13 protein-coding genes are annotated in these 14,669 nt (G+C 72.6%); 5 read left to right on the top strand and 8 right to left on the bottom strand.

Translation table 11 applies throughout. The annotated features are described in order from the left end of the window. The first annotated feature begins 68 nt into the window (after positions 1-68). Both aceB and BLT99_RS11945 read left to right on the top strand, forming a co-directional pair. A complete protein-coding gene (gene aceB / locus BLT99_RS11950) occupies positions 69-1,736 on the top strand; it encodes a malate synthase A (RefSeq protein ID WP_092672703.1) in 1,668 nt (555 codons plus the stop codon). A 109-nt stretch (positions 1,737-1,845) separates the two neighbouring features. Further along, entirely contained in the window at positions 1,846-2,742 is an 897-nt protein-coding gene (locus BLT99_RS11945; RefSeq protein WP_092672700.1) for a helix-turn-helix domain-containing GNAT family N-acetyltransferase, read from the top strand. A 5-nt stretch (positions 2,743-2,747) separates the two neighbouring features. Here the strand turns inward: BLT99_RS11945 and BLT99_RS11940 are convergent, their stop codons facing one another. Then, positions 2,748-4,097 carry an ATP-binding protein gene (locus tag BLT99_RS11940; RefSeq protein WP_092672697.1) on the bottom strand — a complete coding sequence of 450 codons (1,350 nt, stop codon included), beginning with the start codon at positions 4,095-4,097 and terminating at the stop codon, positions 2,748-2,750. Positions 4,098-4,205: 108 nt separating this feature from the next. On the opposite strand from BLT99_RS11940, the gene BLT99_RS11935 reads away from it, so the two are divergent. Beyond that, positions 4,206-4,790 carry a GNAT family N-acetyltransferase gene (locus BLT99_RS11935; RefSeq protein ID WP_092672694.1) on the top strand — a complete coding sequence of 195 codons (585 nt, stop codon included), beginning with the start codon at positions 4,206-4,208 and terminating at the stop codon, positions 4,788-4,790. Between the two features lie 84 nt (positions 4,791-4,874). On the opposite strand, the gene BLT99_RS11930 is transcribed toward BLT99_RS11935, so the two are convergent. From BLT99_RS11930 to BLT99_RS11920, 3 genes are all read right to left on the bottom strand, one after another. Continuing rightward, the gene (locus tag BLT99_RS11930; protein ID WP_092672691.1) at positions 4,875-5,828 is read right to left on the bottom strand and encodes a sugar phosphate isomerase/epimerase family protein; all 954 of its coding nucleotides are present in this window, start codon (positions 5,826-5,828) and stop codon (positions 4,875-4,877) included. A 286-nt stretch (positions 5,829-6,114) separates the two neighbouring features. Next, a complete protein-coding gene (locus BLT99_RS11925; protein WP_092672688.1) occupies positions 6,115-7,494 on the bottom strand; it encodes a cryptochrome/photolyase family protein in 1,380 nt (459 codons plus the stop codon). Positions 7,495-7,599: 105 nt separating this feature from the next. After that, complete coding sequence (locus BLT99_RS11920; RefSeq protein ID WP_229724361.1) at positions 7,600-8,955, bottom strand: MFS transporter; 1,356 nt, start codon at positions 8,953-8,955, stop codon at positions 7,600-7,602. Positions 8,956-9,010: 55 nt separating this feature from the next. Between BLT99_RS11920 and BLT99_RS11915 the strand changes: the two genes are divergently transcribed. Further along, positions 9,011-9,976 carry an ArsR/SmtB family transcription factor gene (locus BLT99_RS11915; RefSeq protein ID WP_092672682.1) on the top strand — a complete coding sequence of 322 codons (966 nt, stop codon included), beginning with the start codon at positions 9,011-9,013 and terminating at the stop codon, positions 9,974-9,976. Between the two features lie 87 nt (positions 9,977-10,063). Here the strand turns inward: BLT99_RS11915 and BLT99_RS11910 are convergent, their stop codons facing one another. Beyond that, positions 10,064-11,038, bottom strand: coding sequence for an NADP-dependent oxidoreductase (locus BLT99_RS11910; RefSeq protein ID WP_092672679.1), 975 nt, complete (start codon positions 11,036-11,038; stop codon positions 10,064-10,066). A 71-nt stretch (positions 11,039-11,109) separates the two neighbouring features. On the opposite strand from BLT99_RS11910, the gene BLT99_RS11905 reads away from it, so the two are divergent. Beyond that, positions 11,110-11,817: a Pr6Pr family membrane protein gene (locus tag BLT99_RS11905; RefSeq protein WP_166670874.1), complete on the top strand. Its 708-nt coding sequence runs from the start codon at positions 11,110-11,112 to the stop codon at positions 11,815-11,817. On the opposite strand, the gene BLT99_RS11900 is transcribed toward BLT99_RS11905, so the two are convergent. The 3 genes from BLT99_RS11900 to BLT99_RS11890 all read right to left on the bottom strand — a co-directional run bounded on the left by BLT99_RS11900 (position 11,804) and on the right by BLT99_RS11890 (position 14,606). Then, positions 11,804-12,628: an alpha/beta hydrolase family protein gene (locus tag BLT99_RS11900; RefSeq protein ID WP_092672676.1), complete on the bottom strand. Its 825-nt coding sequence runs from the start codon at positions 12,626-12,628 to the stop codon at positions 11,804-11,806. The genes BLT99_RS11905 and BLT99_RS11900 overlap by 14 nt on opposite strands. Then, positions 12,625-13,350: a YqaJ viral recombinase family protein gene (locus BLT99_RS11895; protein WP_092672673.1), complete on the bottom strand. Its 726-nt coding sequence runs from the start codon at positions 13,348-13,350 to the stop codon at positions 12,625-12,627. The genes BLT99_RS11900 and BLT99_RS11895 overlap by 4 nt, the downstream gene beginning before the upstream one ends. Positions 13,351-13,430: 80 nt before the next feature. Then, positions 13,431-14,606: an ROK family transcriptional regulator gene (locus BLT99_RS11890; protein ID WP_231945683.1), complete on the bottom strand. Its 1,176-nt coding sequence runs from the start codon at positions 14,604-14,606 to the stop codon at positions 13,431-13,433. Between the last annotated feature and the right edge of the window lie 63 nt (positions 14,607-14,669).

Below are 14,669 nucleotides of genomic sequence, written 5' to 3'. Positions count from 1 at the left end.
CCAATCTCGCGGGTCGAGGAGGCCGCTCCGGCCCTTCTCGACCCCCACGAGACCAAGGAGACGAGACCATGACCATCACGATCGACCGACCCACCACGCACCAGCCGCGACCCGCCCGCACCGCCCCCGCCTTCGAGACCGTGCAGCCGCACCTCGAGGTCACGGCGCCGTACGGCGAGCGGTACGAGGAGATCCTGACGCCCGAGGCGCTCGAATTCCTCGCCGCGCTGCACGACCGTTTCGCGCACACCCGCCACGAGCTGCTCGCCATCCGCCTGCAGACCCGCGTCGACGCCGCGAACGGCCGCGACCCGAAGTTCCTGCCCGAGACCGAGTGGATCCGCGACGACGCCTCGTGGCGCGTCGCCGGCCCCGGCCCCGGACTCGAGGACCGCCGCGTCGAGATCACCGGGCCGACCGACCGGAAGATGGCGATCAACGCGCTGAACTCGGGTGCGAAGGTCTGGCTCGCCGACCACGAGGACGCGACGAGCCCGACCTGGACGAACGTGGTCGAGGGTCAGCTGAGCCTGTTCGACTTCCTGCGCGGCAACCTCGAGTACACGAGTCCCGAGGGCAAGGAGTACCGCGTCACGGCGACGGAGACGCCGACGATCGTCTTCCGCCCGCGTGGCTGGCACCTCGTCGAGAAGCACCTGCGGTTCCACGACCGCGCGGGGCGCGCGATGCACGCGTCGGGCTCGCTCGTCGACTTCGGCCTGTACTTCTTCCATAACGCCACGGCGCTCATCGCCGCCGGCCGCGGCCCGTACTTCTACCTGCCGAAGCTCGAGTCGCACCGCGAGGCGAAGCTGTGGAACGACATCTTCACGTTCGCGGAGGAGTACGTCGGCATCCCGCACGGCACCGTCCGCGCGACCGTGCTCATCGAGACGATCCAGGCCGCGTTCCAGATGGACGAGATCCTCTACGAACTGCGCGACCACTGCGCGGGCCTGAACGCCGGCCGGTGGGACTACATCTTCTCGATCGTGAAGACGTTCCGCTCGCGGGGTCGCCGGTGGGTCATGCCCGACCGCAAGTCGATCACGATGACGGTGCCGTTCATGCGGGCCTACACCGAGCTGCTGGTGCAGACGTGCCACAAGCGCGGCGCGCACGCGATCGGCGGCATGAGCGCGTTCATCCCGAACCGCCGCGACCCCGAGGTGACCGAGCGTGCGCTCGCCGCGGTGTCGGCCGACAAGCGCCGCGAGGCGACCGACGGCTTCGACGGCACCTGGGTCGCGCACCCCGACCTCATCGCCACGGCCCGCGCCGAGTTCGACGCCGTGCTGGGCGACCGACCGAATCAGGTCGATCGCCTGCGCGACGACGTGCACGTGACCGCGGCCGACCTGCTCGACATCCCGTCGGGCGGTGGCGAGGTGACCGAGGCCGGCGTCTACGACAACATCTCGATCACTATCCGGTACGTCGAGTCGTGGCTCCGAGGGACCGGCGCCGCGGCCATCGACAACCTCATGGAGGACGCCGCGACCGCGGAGATCTCGCGTTCGCAGGTGTGGCAGTGGCTGCACGACAACACCGTCACCGCCGAGGGCACGCGCATCGACCAGACGTCGATCGTGCGGATCATGGCACAGGCCGTAGCCGACCTGCCCCGCTTCGGGGGCGACCGCTTCGACGACGCGATCTCGGTGTTCCGATCGGTCGCGCTCGAGCCGGAGTTCCCGACGTTCCTGACGATCGGCGCGTACGCCCGGTTCCTCTAGGCATCGCCGGGAAGCGATGAGGCGAGCGGATGTCGCGGGGCTCCACCCCGCGGCATCCGCTTCGTCACGCCCGCCTTGACGCCGTCAGATCACTGACTAGAGTCAGAGAATGGCATCGGATGTCGCCCTCGATCCCGTCGCGACCGTGCGCGCCTTCAACCGCACGGTGACCGAGCGCGTGGGCGCGCTCGAGGAGACCTACCTCGCTCGCGGCCGGTCGCTCGGAGCCTCGCGCCTGCTGTGGGAGATCGGTCGCCCGGGCGCCGACGTGCGCGAGCTGCGCGCGCGGCTCGGCCTCGACTCGGGCTACCTGAGCCGCCTGCTGCGCGGGCTCGAGTCCGAGGGACTCGTGGACGTCACGGGTGCTCGGGGCGACGCGCGCGTGCGCCGTGCGACGCTGACCGACGCCGGCCGCGCGGAGCTCGAGCGGCTCGACGCCGCGAGCGACCGGCTCGCCGCATCCGTGCTCGACCCCCTGCCGCCGGCGCGACGCGCTCGGCTCGTGGAGGCCATGGCGACCGTGGCCAGGCTGCTCGACGCCGGTCAGGTGGTGATCGAGCGGGCGGATGCCGCGTCGGCCGACGCGCGCACCTGCCTCGACCGGTACTACGACGAGCTCGCACGCCGGTTCCCGCACGGGTTCGACGTCGGGCGGAGCCTGCATCCCGGCACCGACGAGTTCGCCGAGCCGCACGGCGCGTTCCTGCTCGCCCGGCTGCACGGGCGGGCGATCGGCTGCGGCGGCGTGCTGTTCGAACCCGACGGCACGGGCTACCTCAAGCGGATGTGGGTCGCCGACGACGTGCGGGGGATGGGCGTCGGCGGGCGCCTGCTCGCGGCGCTCGAAGCGGCCGCGCGGGAGCGCGGCTGCGTCGCCACGACGCTCGAGACGAACGCGAGCCTCACCGAGGCGATCGCGATGTACCGCGCCTCGGGCTACGCCGAGGTGCCCGCCTTCAACGACGAGTTCTACGCCGACCACTGGTTCCGCAAAGACCTCGTCTGAGACGCTCAGCGCATCGGCACGCCCACGTCGCTGCCGCCTTCGGGCGTGAGCCGTGACCCCATCTTCACGAGCGTCGGGGCGGGCACGAACCCGCCCGCGAACAGCGCCTCGCCCTGGCGGAACCACGGCGACATGGCGAGCAGCCCGGCGGGCGCGACCCCGAAGTACGACCCGAGCTGCGCGAGGTCGCCCGGCGAGCTCATCTTCATGACCGCGAGGTTGTCGCACTGCGAGATGATCCCCGCATGGATCTTCGAGGGCCGCTGCGTCGACAGCAGCAGCCACAGGCCGTATTTGCGTCCTTCGGCCGCGATCTGGATGATCCGCTCGCGCACCGCGACCGCGAGCGGGGTGACGAGGTCGGGCGAGCACAGGTTGTGCGCCTCGTCGATCACGAGCAGGACGGGCCGGCGCTCGGCGCGGCGCGCCCACAGGTCGTCGAGCACCGAGATCGCGACCGACAGGTGCTGATCGGGCGTCGAGAACCCGCCGAGGTCGAGCACCGTGGCATCCGGCCGCTCGGCGATGACCTCGTTCACGGGCGTGCGCTCGCCCGCCCACACCTCCCACTCGAGCATGCCGAGGTTGTCGATGCGCGTCGCGAGCGCCTGGCGGCCGGGGTCGTCGGACGCCCGGAGCTGCCCGAGCAGGGTGTCCTTGTCGAGCGCCGTCGCGACCGCGTCGGAGTGCAGCAGCGTGTTGAACTCCCGCGCGTCGGCGACGGGGTCGAGGCGCAGGATCGCGGCCTTCGCCTCGATGGGAAGGGAGCGGAAGTGGACGAGCAGCGGGTCGGGCCCGTTCGGGCGCAGCACCCGGATGTTCCGCTCGGCGAGCGCCGCGGCATCCGGCCCGGTCACGCCCTCGCGCCGCTCGCCGAGCCGCACGAAGTCGGAATTCGGGTCGAACACGACGACCGGCAATGCCGTGTGGGCGATCAGCTGCTCGAGCACGACGCCGAGTGCGTACGTCTTGCCCGACCCGGACTGTCCGCACCAGAACGTGTGCCGGTTGAAGCGCGTGCCGATGAGCTTCGCCGGGCCGGGCGAGGCGAGCATCGAGCCGATGTCGAGGGTCGCGCGCGAGGCCCGATGCAGGGCGTCGACGGATGCCGCGTCGGCAGGACGCACGTGCGCATTGCGGAACGGCGCATCCGAGCGCTGGTCGAGCCCGCCGTCGGCGTCGAGCACCCCGAGGACGCGGCCGACCTCGGCCCCGTCGGGTGCGACCGCCTCGACGAGACCCAGCCAGGCGCCCTCGGGCGTCTCGAGTCGGACGAGCGTGCCGGTCGGGGCGCCCTCGCCTTCGCTCGTCGTGAACGACCGACCGTCGACCGAGGCCGCGAGCACTCCTGACATCCGGATCCCCCTTCCGAAGCTCGGGCGCTCGTCGCCCGCTGCCTGACGTCACCTTCTCACGCGGTGTCCTCGCGCGTCGAGGGTTCGCACCGGGGGTAGGGTGCCGTGGTGACCGTGCAGATCCGACCCGCAGGGCCGGCGGATGCCGCGGCGCTCGCCGCGCTCGCCGCCGTGACGTTCCCGCTCGCCTGCCCGCCGTCGACCACCGCCGAGGCGATCTCCGATTTCATCGCTCGGAACCTCACGCGCGACCGGTTCGCCGAGTACCTCGCCGACCGCGATCGCACGTTGCTGGTCGCGGTCGCCGACGACGCCGGCGATCCGTCGTGGCGACGCGAGCTCGACGGAACGTCGGGCCTGGTGGGCTGGTCGATGCTCGTGCGCACCGAGGACGGCGAGCCGGCCGACGCGGACGCCGCGGCCGCGGTGTCGGCGCGGCCCGCCGTCGAGCTCAGCAAGATGTACGCGCATCCCGCCGCGCATGGACGCGGCGTCGCCGGCGAGCTCATGCGTGCGACGCTCGCCGAGGCTCGCCGCGAGGGCGCCCCCGTCGTGTGGCTCGGCGTGAACGAGGAGAACGCACGCGCCATCCGCTTCTACGAGAAGCACGGCTTCGCCGTCGTCGGCACGAAGCGCTTCAGGCTCGGGGACCGGCTGGAGCACGACCTCGTGCTCGAGCGCGCGCTGCCCTGACGGCGAGCGCGCGGCCTCGAGCCGGAGGGCGCCGCGCCGTCGACCAGAGGTCGACGGACACCGGACACCCTCCGGGTGGGCGCGTCAGAAGCGCAGCGAACGGAGGTAGTCGTAGCCGACCGCGGCCGTCTGCAGCGGCGTGACATCGGGGGTGTCGTTCTCGACGATGTACTCCTCGACCGCGTGTGCCGCGAAGATGCGGTCGAACGCGATCGTGCCGGTGCCCAGGTCGGCCATGTCGCCGTCGAGGTGCCGGTCCTTCACGTGGAACTGGCGCACCCGCTGCGGGGCCTCGTGGATCGTGTCGATGGCGAACTGCACCGGGTCGGCCTCGCCGAGGTTCGCGCCGCCGGTGACCGCCCAGTACAGGTCGACCTCGAGGTGGACGAGCGACGGGTCGAGCCGCTCGGTGAGCACCTGCCAAGGCGTACGCCCGCCGCCGAGGTCGGTCGTGAACTCGTGGGCGTGGTTGTGGTACCCGTACGCGATGCCGTACGACGCCGCGGCCTGCGCCTCGACGTTCATGCGATCGGCGAGCCCCTGCCAGTCGGCGAGCGAGTTCGAGGCGAAGTAGGGCACGTTGAGGTACTTCTGCCCCAGGGTTGCCGCGTTCTCGAGCTTGATCGCGAGTGCCGCGTCGTCGGCCGACACGCCGTCGTGCGACGAGCTGGCACGGATGCCGATCGAGTCGTAGAACGCGCGCAGCTCGGCCGCCGACCGACCGAAGTAGCCGAGCGCCTGCTCGACGCGAGGGTAGCCCAGCTCGGCGATCGCGCGCAGCGTCGTGTCGTAGTCGCCGGGGCCCCACGGCGCACCCAGTGCCTCACGAACCGTCCAGAGCTGGATGCTGATCTTGCCGGGCGGCACTCGCTTCCACGGCTTGGTCGCGACATCGGCGACCGCCGGCATCGCCCCGCCGCCGAGCGAGAGCGCCGCGGCGGACGCGCCGAGCAGCCCCATCAGCACCCCACGCCTGCTGATGCCGCGCTGAGCACGTGATGCCTGCATCGCCTGGTCGCCGTCGAATCCGTAACACATCGGTGTGGTTTCCCTTCGTGAGAGCTGTGTCGCCCTCGACTCGCCATCGAGCACGTCAGCCCACCTTCGCGAACTTGTGTCGTGATGTCAACAGAATCTGCATTGGTCGTAACGTAAGTCGCGTAGCCGGGGGCAAGAAGTCGAGAGTCCCTCGCGCCTGCCCGCGTCGGAGCGGCCGAGGGGACGCCCAGGCTCCGGCGGTCCGGTGAGTCTGCCGACCGGGCCCGGCAGGGCGTCGCGACCGACCTCAGGGCCGCGTCCTCTCTGCGAGGCGGACGTGCGCGACCTATCGAGCGGCCTTCACGTGCTCGTACGCCGCGAGCGCCGCCTCGCGCGTCGCCTTCAGGTCGACGATCGGCTCGGGGTACTCGTCGGTGCCGATCTCGGGCACCCACCGCCGCACATACGCCCCGTCGGGGTCGAACTTCTCGCGCTGCAGCTCGGGGTTGAACACGCGGAAGTACGGAGCGGCATCGGCACCCGAGCCTGCGACCCACTGCCACCCGAACGGGTTCGACGCGTGGTCGGCATCGACGAGCGTGTCCCAGAACCACTGCTCGCCCCGCCGCCAGTCCACGAGCAGGTTCTTCGTGAGGAATGACGCCGTGACCATGCGCACCCGGTTGTGCAGCACGCCCGTGTGCCAGAGCTCGCGCATGCCGGCGTCGACGACCGGCACGCCGGTGCGCCCCCGCTCCCACGCGGTGAGCGCCGAGGGATGCAGCCGCGGCCAGGGGAACGCGTCGAACTCGGCGCGCCAGTTCTTCGTCGCGAGGTCGGGGAAGTGGAACAGCACGTGCCACGCGAACTCGCGCCATCCGACCTCGGAGAGGAACTTGCGCGCGCCGGCCGTGCCGCCCGCGTGTTCACGCGTCGCGTGCCATACCTGGTGCGGGCTCAGCTCGCCCCAGCGCAGCCTCGGCGAGAGGTGGCTGGTCACCTGCTGGTCCATGCGGTCGCGGCCGGTCGCGTACTCGGCGAGGTCGTGGCGCAGGAACTCGCGCAGGCGATGATGCGCGGCCGCCTCGCCGGGCTCCCACGTGTCGCGGAGGCCGCCCGCCCAGTCGGGGGTCGTGGGGAGGAGCGCCCAGTCGTCGAGCTCGTCGCTCGCCGGGCCGTCGCGCCCGCTCGGGCCGCCGAAGCCGTCGAGCTCGGACGGGGCGGGCAGGGGATGCCGCGGCTCGTCGGCCGCGAGGCACGCCTTCCAGAACGGCGTGAACACCGAGAACGGCGTGCCCGAGCCCGTGCGGATCGTCCAGGGCTCGAACAGCAGCGATGCGCCGAAGCTCTGCACCTCGAGCCCGGCGTCGCGCAGCCCGGTCTTCAGGTCGGTGTCGACGGCGCGCTCGGCACCGCCGTAGCGCCGGTTCCAGTACGCCGCGCCCGCGCCGACCTCGTCGACGAGCGAGCGGATCGCGCGCCCCGCCGACCCGCGGCGCAGCACGAGCTTGACGCCGAGATCGTGCAGGTCGGCCGTGAGCGAGGCGAGCGAGTGGTGCAGCCACCACTTCGCGGCGCCGCCGAGCGGGCGGATGCCGCGCGACTCCTCGTCGAGCACGTAGACGGCGACGATGGGCTCGCCCCGCTCGACCGCCGCATGCAGCGCCGGATGGTCGGCGACGCGCAGGTCGTCGCGGAACCAGACGACGGACGGCGCGGCGCTCATGCCGTCACGCTAGTCGAGCCATCCGACGCCCGGCCTGTGGGTTGGCTGCGGATCGGCCCCGCGCCCCCCGCCGGCTCCTCACCGTTTCAGGAGATCGGAGGCGGATCAGGACGAAACTGCGGATCCGGTCCTGAGCAGCTTCCCTTCTCCTGAAACGCGCTCATCGGCCGCGCGGGCCGCACGGCGCGCGATCGCCCAGGTGCCGAGCCCCGACGCGAGGAAGATCGCGCCGAGCACCGTCCACCCCGCGAGCCCGTGCTCGAGTGCGGTCGATGCGACGACGAGCGGCGCGCACATCGCGCCGAGCGAGTACCCCATCGAGAAGACCCCCTGGTACGTGCCCGCGCGCACGGGGTCGGCGAGCTCGAAGCTGAGGCCCCAGCCGCCGGCCTGCGAGAGCACCTCGGCGAACGCGTGCGAGAGCGCCGCGACGAGCACCACGGCGATGGCGGCCCACGCGGGCAGCCCCGCCGCGAGCGCGTAGACCACGCACGCACCGGCCATGAGCCAGGCGGCGATCGCCGAGACGCGTCCAGCCACGCGGAGGTCGTGGGTGCCGCGGGAGAGCGGCACCTGGAAGAGCACGACGATCGCGGTGTTGAGCACGAGCACGAACGCGACCAGGACCTCGGGCGCCGCGGTGTGGTGCGCGATCCACAGCGGGACGCCGACGTCCGAGACGCCGAACTGCATGCCGAAGACCGCGCTGCACAGCGTCAGGAGCAGGTACCGCGGGTCGCGCCAGGGCGAGTGGGCGCGCAACGCGGCACGCTCGGCGCGGGCGGATGCCGCGACATCCGTCGATCCGGTCGCGGTGGTCACCGGCGTCGCGAGCAGCCGCGCCGGTGCGTCGCCAGTGCGCGGCAGCCGCACGAGCTGGGTGACGCCGAGCAGGTAGGCCACGCCCGCCCCGACGATGATGGCGCGGTACGCCTCGGGCGTGCCGACGACGAGCGCGATCGCGCCGATGCCGGAGCCCACCGCGATCGAGAGGTTCGTGACGGTCCGCAGTACCGCGCGGGCCTCGACGCGCCGCTCGCCGGTGAACGCACGCGCGATGATCGCGGTGCGCGTCGCGTTCGCCGCCTGCTCGACCGCTCCGACGCTGACGGCGATGACCAGCGCGGTGACGAAGTCGCCGGCGAAGACGTATGCGATGAGACCGACGCCGTCGGCGACCGAGAGCCCGATCAGCAGCGCGCGTGCGCTGACGCGATCGGCGAGCCATCCGCCCGCGAGCGACGACAGCACGCCCGCCGCGCTCGCGAGCGACAGCACGATCGCGACCTCGTTGGCGGGCAGGCCCACCACGAAGGTGAAGTAGAGCACGGTGACGGTCAGGAAGATGCCGCGGCCGATGCGGCTGATGAGGGTCGCGACGACGAGGACGCGGAGCACCGGGTCGGCGAGCGGCGCGAGGATGCGGGAGACGAGCGGGGGACGACTGGGGGCGACGGTCACGACTCCGTTCTGCCAGCCCTGCATCCGCGACGGAATCGATGTAGCGTTCTGCTACATGTTGCGGTACGTGCTCGAGGAACAGGATGTCGCGTCGGTGCGCTTCGGCATCTCGCCGCTGTGCGAGCTCGGCCTCTCGCTCCGCGCCATCCGCGGGCCCGCGTACTTCCCGCTGCAGCTGCCATGGGTGCGCCGCACGGAGGAGGCGCGTGCCGACCTCGACCATGAGGTGCTCGATGCGCTCATCGACGATCGGATGTGGACGCCCGACTTCCTGAACCCGCGACCGCACTCCCCGCTCACCCGGCTCGACGAGGAGCTCGCCGAGCTCCGCGAGCTCTCCGCCGACGTGTTCCACCGCGACCTGACGGCCGTGCACGGGCGGGTGCCCGACGTGCTCGCCGGACCGCCTCGCGCGGCCGTGCGTCGCGTGGTCGCCGCACTCGAGGAGCTCTGGGACGCGAGCTTCGAACCGTACTGGCCCCGGATGCGCGCCGTGCTCGAGGCCGACGTCGTGCACCGCGGACGGCAGATCGCCCAGCACGGGCTCGGCGCGATGCTCAACGGGCTCTCGGCGACGATCGACTTCGACGGCGACATCCTGTCGGTGCGGCTCAAGGACCCGACCGATCGCACGCATCGCATCGACGGCACCGGACTCACGCTCGTGCCGACCATGTTCACGCGGCGCGCGTCGGCGCCCGTCGGCCTGGGCCCGCCCATGCTCATGTACCCGGCTCGCGGACAGGGCGCCCTCTGGGAGACCGAGCGGATCGCGAATCCGGCGGCGGTCGCGGGCATCCTCGGCGAGACGCGCGCCTCGCTGCTCGCGGCGCTCGGCGACCCGGCCTCCTCGACCGAGCTCGGCGTGCGGTTCGACGTCACGCCCAGCGCGGTGAACCAGCACCTGCGTGCGTTGCGCGACGCCGGGCTGCTCGTCAGCACCCGGTACGGCCGGAGCGTGCTCTACCTGCGCAGCGAGCTCGGCTCGGCGCTGCTCGGCGGCCGCACGCCGTCGGGGTGACCCGACCCGCCGGGAGGAGCGGGTGCGGAAGTCGCGATGCCGGCAGCCGTCCTCCCCGCGCGTGCGAAGCCCTCCCGCGCGTCCGCGTCAGGCGGGGTCGGGCGCGACCCGGAGCACGAGCTTGCCGCGCACGTGCCCCTCGCCGAGCCGCCGGTGCGCGGCCTCGCCCAGGTCGAGCGGGTACTCGCCGTCGACGTGCACCCGCACCGATCCGTCGTCGATGAGCCGCGAGATCACCGCGAGCGTCCGTGCGTCGGGCGAGACCGAGTAGCCCGTGGCGCGCACGCCCGCGGCTTCGGCCTCCTCGGCCATGGTCGGCCACGACCGGGTCGGCACGTTGACGACGAGCCCGCCGCGGCGCAGCACCCGCAGCGACCGCGTGCCCGTCTCGTCGACGACGTTGCCGATCAGGTCGATCACGACGTCCTGTTCCCCCGCGACCTCCTCGAACCGCTCGGACGTGTAGTCGATCACGCGCCGCGCGCCGAGCGAGGCGAGGAACTCCGCGTTCTCGGAGGAGCCCGTGGCCGTGACGTGCGCGCCGAAGTAGCTCGCGAGCTGCACCGCGAAGTGACCCACCCCGCCCGCCCCGGCGTGGATCAGCATGCGCTGGCCGTCGTGCGCGCGCGCGACGTCGACCACCGCGCCCCACGCCGTGAGGGCCGCGCACGGCACCGCCGCCGCCTCGACGAAGCCCGTCGCGACGGGCATGGGGGCGACGCTCATCGACGACACGCTCACGTATTCGGCGTAACTGCCCGACCCGCGCGGCACGCGCGTCATGCCGTAGACCCGGTCGCCGGGCTGCAGCGGATGCGCCGCATACGGCACCGTCTCCACGACGCCGGCGAAGTCGTTCCCGAGCACCGCGGGGAACGACGGGATGGCGGCCGCCACCCCCTTGCCGAGCTTGGTCTTGCGGTCGATCGGGTTCACTCCCGCGGCGATCACGCGCACGAGCACCTCGTCGGACACGCGGAGCGGCCGCGGCACCTCGCCGACGCGCAGTTCGGCCCCCTCGCCCGCCTCGTCGATCACCAGTGCCCGCATCGCATCCGCCATCCGCTCGCCTCCCGTGGGTCCATTCTGGGGCAGGTTAGGCTGCGAGCACCGGGGAGTCGAGGGGGATCGGCATGCGCGCGTTGTTCGGGGTGCTCCGCATCGTGGCGGCGGGCGCGGTGATCGTCGCCATCGTGGGCCAGTTCATCGTGAGCTGGTCGATGGTGCCCGATCGCGCGGCGTTCATCGTCAACTTCTTCAGCTTCTTCACGATCCTCTCGAACGCGCTGACCGCGCTGGTCCTGCTCGTCGGCGCGTGGTTCGCCTTCACGCGGCCCGACGACCCCGGCTGGTACAACCTCATCCGTGCCTGCGCGGTGACGTACATGGCGACGACCTTCGTGGTCTACAACCTGCTGCTCCGCGAGATCTCGCTCGACCAGGCCACCACCGTGCCGTGGTCGAACGAGATCCTGCACGTCTGGGCGCCGCTCTACGTCGTCGCCGACTGGGTGCTGGCGCCGGGCCGGCACCGGATCCCGTGGGCGCGGCTCTGGACGATCGCGGTGTTCCCGCTCGCTTGGGCGGTGTATTCGCTCGTGCGCGGCCCGATCGTCGGCTGGTACCCGTATCCGTTCCTCAACCCCGCGCAGGAAGCGGGGTACGGCGGCGTCGCGGTCTACGTGATCGCGATCGCGGCGTTCATCCTCCTCGTCGGCGCGGGGGTGCTCGCGCTGAGCCGAACGCCGTGGCCGCACGAGGCGGTCGCGGCGCCCGCGCCGGGTTCGGTCGCCGGCGTGGGCGAGCCCGACGACCTCGACCAGCGGGTCAGGGCCGGCTGAGCCATCCGCCGACGATCGCGCGCATCGCGGCATCCTGCGCGGGCTGCCCGTCGTCGCGCGGCGGCACGCGCTCGAGCGGCGCGCCGAGGCCGCCGGCCCAGCGCTCGGCCAACGAGAACGGGTGCACGGGGTCGCGCGGCGCTCCGACCACGAGCGAGCGGATGCCGCGGCTCGCGAGCGCGCCGAGATCGCCGTCGGCCTCGAACGCCCGGTTGCGCGGGATCTCGACGAGGCGCATCGCCCGCCGCGCGGCATCCGGCGCGGTGAACTGCGTGAGGAGTCCTCGCGCGCCGGCCGGGGACTCGTGCGCCACGCGCGCGTACGGCTCGGTGTGCCGGAACCGCTCGGCGCCGGCGACAGGGCCCCGCTCACGCAGCAGCTCGCCGATGACGGGGAAGGCCCGCAGGTTCGGTGGGAGCGACCGCTCGCCGAACGCCGGACGCACGAACACCGCGCGCTCGACGGGCAGCAGGCCGAGCAGGCAGATCCGCAGTGCGAGCGCGGCGCCCATCGAGATGCCGATGATCGTCAGGGGTTTCGACGGCCCATCGGCGGGCGGGGCGGACGCCGCGGCGTCGCCGCTCGCACTGTCGAGCGCCGCACGGGCCGCCTCGCCGACCTCGCGCGCGAGCCGGTCGAGCGCGAAGTCGCCGGGTTCGCCGACGAGAGTGGACGCGCCGTGCGCCCGCACGTCGGGCGCCGCGATCGCGGTGGGCGGCACGCCGAGCTGGTCGAGCACCGGGCCGAACAATCCGAGCGGCTGATTGCGCGCCGCACCGAGTCCGTGCAGGAGCACGACCTCGGTCGTCACGCGAGCGGCCCCGGGCGGTAGAACGCACGCTCGGGCGACTCCCGGTAGCCGACGGGTTCGGGCGCCCCGGGCTGCGGCCGGATCGCCTCGAGCAGCAGGTCGGCGAGGCGCACGAGCTGTGCGACCTGGTTCTCGTCGCGATCGACCCAGCGGCACTGCGGGTCGCCGACGGGCACGAAGCCGTCGTGCTGCTCCCAGACGATGAGCGTGCGCTCGGCGCCGAGCACGTACTGCTGCCACCACACCTGACGCAGGTAGCCGCGGGGGATGCCGCGCCACGGCTTGGACGTGGTCTTGATCTCGCACAGTTCGACCGCGCCCGCCGCCGAGACCCGCAGCCCGTCGGGCGTCGCCAAGTGGCGTCGATCGCGCTCGGCGTGGAACAGCAGGCTGGACGGCGCGATGCCGTGCTCGCGGCGCACCCACTCCGCGATCACGGGCTCGCGCGAACGGCCGTGGTCGGTGTACCGGCTCCCGCCGAAGCCGCGGCCCGGCGTGCCGTAGAGCTTCTCGCTCGCCGCGGCCTTCACGGATGCCGCGGACGCGAGCTTCGCGGCATCCGTCGCCGTGACGCCCCGCGATCGGGCACGAAGCCACGCGACGCGATCGCCCGCGTCGGCCACGACGCGTCGCTCGTGCGGGTGCACGGGCTCGCGGAGGGCCGACGCGACGCGCGGCGCGACCGACTCGAGGTCGAAGAGCGCGAACGGGGTGTCGGTCACCCGACCACGGTACCCCCGACCGCCACCCGCGGACGGCCGTGGCGGACGCGCGGCGCCGAGTCCATTTGCCGGGGTCGTGCCTACTTGACCGCGCGCATGAGCCCGGTCGACGACGCGGCGATCATGGCCTCGATGTTGGCGGGGGAGAGCGAGTGGTGGATCGCGAGCATCGTGGCGCCCAGGACCGCCGCGTCGGCCCCCGTCTGCGAGAGCGTGATGTGCAGTGCCTCGGTCGCGAGCGGCATCGAGCGCCGGTAGACGACCTCGCGCACGCCCGCGATCAGGTGCTCGCCCGCCTCGGCCATCGCCCCGCCGAGCACGATGACCGACGGGTTCATGAGGCTCAGGCAGGTGGTGAGCACCTCGCCGATGTCGCGCCCGGCCTGGCGGACCGCCTGGATCGCCTTGACGTTGCCGTTCTTGACGAGGTCGACCACGTCGCGCGAGTTCGTAGCGGGGATGCCCTCGGCCGTGAGGGCGCGCGCGATGGCACTGCCCGAGGCGAGGGCCTCGAGGCATCCGAAGTTGCCGCAGTTGCACGCGATCTCGGCGCCGCGCGACACGTAGACGTGGCCGATGTCGCCCGCGGTGCCCTGTGCGCCGCGCTGCAGGAAGCCGCCGGAGATGACGCCCGCGCCGATGCCGGTCGCGATCTTGACGAACAGCAGGTGATCGACGTCGGGCCAGGCGCGCTCGCGCTCGCCGAGCGCCATGATGTTCACGTCGTTGTCGACGAGCACCGGGACGTCGATCTCCTGGCGGATCCAGCCGGCCACGTCGAAGCGGTCCCAGCCGGGCATGATCGGCGGGTTGATCGGCCGGCCCGAGCTGAACTCGACCGGACCCGGCACGCCAACGCCGATCGCCAGCAGGTCATCCAGACGCCGGCCGGCCCGGTCGATGAGCTCGCGGGCCGAGGCGATCGCCGTGTCGAGCACGATCCTGGGCCCCTCGGACACCGCGATGACCGAGTTGGTCTCCTCGAGCATGCGACCGGTGATGTCGCTCAGCGCGACCCGCACGTGCGACGCCCCGATGTCGACGCCGATCACGTACCGGTCGCTCGCGGTGATCGCGAACAGCGAGGACGGGCGCCCGCCCGTCGACGCCGCCTCGCCGACCGGGCCCACGAGGCCGAGGTCGGTGAGCGCGTCGATGCGCATGGCCACCGTCGTACGGGCGAGCCCGGTGATGGCCGCGAGCTCGCTGCGGGTGCGCGGTTGACCGTCGCGGAGGATCTGGAACAGGTCGCTCATCGCGGTCGATCCGAGCGCGTTCACGTGGGGTCGGGGACCCCCCGCACTGACATCACCCATCTG

The sequence above is a fragment of the Agromyces flavus genome, assembly GCF_900104685.1.
Taxonomy (GTDB): Bacteria; Actinomycetota; Actinomycetes; order Actinomycetales; family Microbacteriaceae; genus Agromyces; species Agromyces flavus.
Note: the sequence above shows the minus strand (reverse complement) of the source record. Positions and strands in the feature narration are given on the sequence as shown.

What these genes read in the sequence shown, in the direction of transcription:
- aceB (WP_092672703.1), top strand. Translation starts at nt 69, where the DNA reads ATGACCATCACGATCGACCGACCCACCACGCACCAGCCGCGACCCGCC.
- BLT99_RS11945 (WP_092672700.1), top strand. Translation starts at nt 1,846, where the DNA reads ATGGCATCGGATGTCGCCCTCGATCCCGTCGCGACCGTGCGCGCCTTC.
- BLT99_RS11940 (WP_092672697.1), bottom strand. Translation starts at nt 4,097, where the DNA reads ATGTCAGGAGTGCTCGCGGCCTCGGTCGACGGTCGGTCGTTCACGACG.
- BLT99_RS11930 (WP_092672691.1), bottom strand. Translation starts at nt 5,828, where the DNA reads ATGTGTTACGGATTCGACGGCGACCAGGCGATGCAGGCATCACGTGCT.
- BLT99_RS11925 (WP_092672688.1), bottom strand. Translation starts at nt 7,494, where the DNA reads ATGAGCGCCGCGCCGTCCGTCGTCTGGTTCCGCGACGACCTGCGCGTC.
- BLT99_RS11915 (WP_092672682.1), top strand. Translation starts at nt 9,011, where the DNA reads ATGTTGCGGTACGTGCTCGAGGAACAGGATGTCGCGTCGGTGCGCTTC.
- BLT99_RS11910 (WP_092672679.1), bottom strand. Translation starts at nt 11,038, where the DNA reads ATGGCGGATGCGATGCGGGCACTGGTGATCGACGAGGCGGGCGAGGGG.
- BLT99_RS11905 (WP_166670874.1), top strand. Translation starts at nt 11,110, where the DNA reads ATGCGCGCGTTGTTCGGGGTGCTCCGCATCGTGGCGGCGGGCGCGGTG.
- BLT99_RS11890 (WP_231945683.1), bottom strand. Translation starts at nt 14,606, where the DNA reads ATGAGCGACCTGTTCCAGATCCTCCGCGACGGTCAACCGCGCACCCGC.